The sequence below is a fragment of the Tenebrionibacter intestinalis genome (assembly GCF_016632365.1).
Lineage (GTDB): Bacteria > Pseudomonadota > Gammaproteobacteria > Enterobacterales > Enterobacteriaceae > Tenebrionibacter > Tenebrionibacter intestinalis.
The window spans coordinates 1-1,409 of sequence record NZ_JAEPBH010000124.1 but is presented as its reverse complement, the minus strand read 5'-3'; the positions used below and the strand labels follow the sequence as shown (position 1 = coordinate 1,409).

General features: G+C 46.8%; 2 protein-coding genes and 1 pseudogene. All 3 read right to left on the bottom strand.

Annotation, left to right across the window (positions count from 1 at the left end):
* Positions 1-43: 43 nt before the first annotated feature.
* Positions 44-202 (bottom strand): annotated as a pseudogene (locus tag JJB97_RS18000) (transposase); the annotation flags it as partial.
* 108 nt (positions 203-310) lie between these two features.
* Positions 311-511, bottom strand: a complete 201-nt coding sequence (locus tag JJB97_RS17995) for a hypothetical protein (protein WP_162081514.1) — start codon at positions 509-511, stop codon at positions 311-313.
* 9 nt (positions 512-520) lie between these two features.
* The coding region (locus JJB97_RS17990; RefSeq protein ID WP_238715445.1) for a VENN motif pre-toxin domain-containing protein at positions 521-1,409 on the bottom strand (889 nt) is incomplete at its 5' end.

Below are 1,409 nucleotides of genomic sequence, written 5' to 3'. Positions count from 1 at the left end.
GGTGATTTGCTCGCGTATCAGCGTTTGCTCATGGTAGCCGTCGCCCATCCTCTCCACGGCTCTTCCAGTGCTCTGTCCAGAGACGAACCGTACCATGGTCAATACCAAACAGCCGGGCAGTTTTTTTGGCTCCATCATCACTGTTGAGGAAGTGAAGAACAACCTGCCGTTTAAATTCAGTCGTATATTTTTTTCTACCCATTGGAACGCAAAACCCCTACTCGTTGGGTGTCCAACTTTCGGGGTTCACTTCACCTAGCTGGGGGTTTTCTATATACAAAAAAATCCCGGCTCGGTAGCCGGGACTCTTTTAAGAGTTCCAGTTAACAGTAAAATCAGTTAACTGGTTGTTAAGGAACTCTTTTTTCTCAAACCAATAATCAAAAACTTGGGCTTCTTCACTACGTAAAATTAGATAGAAGCCTCCAGTGTCACCTTGGGTATCATCAACGATTTGGATTTCCCATCCTGCATACTCACCGTTAATAACTATTCCCTTTTTCAAAATCATTTTGTTTCCTTAATCCTCATAAGGAACGTGATTGTTCGAGATGTATTTGCCAGTCTCAGGATTTTTCACACCAAAATGAACATGTGGAACACCTGGTGCATGAGCACCACCAATTGAACCTGAGTCGATCCTAAATTCTTTTGTTCCATCTGCACTATGATAAACGCCTGATCCTGGCTTGCCGATCTCTTTATAGCCCGCTCCCAAAAACTTCAATCCAGCAGCTAGTGCTTCATCGGAAGTTAGGGTTGTCGAGCTAGTGAAATTTTTCTTACCTGATAAGGTTTCATTAATAACGCCGTCAATTTTACTGTTAGAGTTTTCTGACAGATACACTACATCTTTTTTAGTGAATGGATCTGCTCCTGGATTAACTAAAATGTTTCCGCCAGTATCCGGTGCACCGTCCACATTACCGGTATTGCTTGCACCCTGTTGCCCTGACTGGTCTGGCGTTGTGAGTGTGGTTCCTTTGCTCTCATCCTGTGCCGGATTAACCAGCTTACCGCCCGTCAGATCCCGGTCCGGTTGAGGGAAGATAGTGATTAAGCCTTTCTGGTCCTGGCCCACCATGTAATCGTAAGCTTCACGCTGCTCAGGTGTCAGTTGCTCTATCAGATCTGCCTTCCCTGTCATCGCAACGTTAAAGACATATTCCTTCTCTGAGGCAGAAAGATTGTCCAGAACAGTGTTTGCCGCCCCAATCCCCAGAAGTGCACCAAGGCCTTTTTCAACTATCGCATCCCGGCATGCCGCAACTTTAGAGCAGGCCTGTGCTCCTGTTCTTGCTACAACAAGAAGGTTATTGTTTTCGAGAGAATTTTTTCCTGCCTGCGCCCCGGCCACTGCATCCGCCGAACTGTCACCGGCAATGCCACCGACCAGCCCGGCCGCCAGT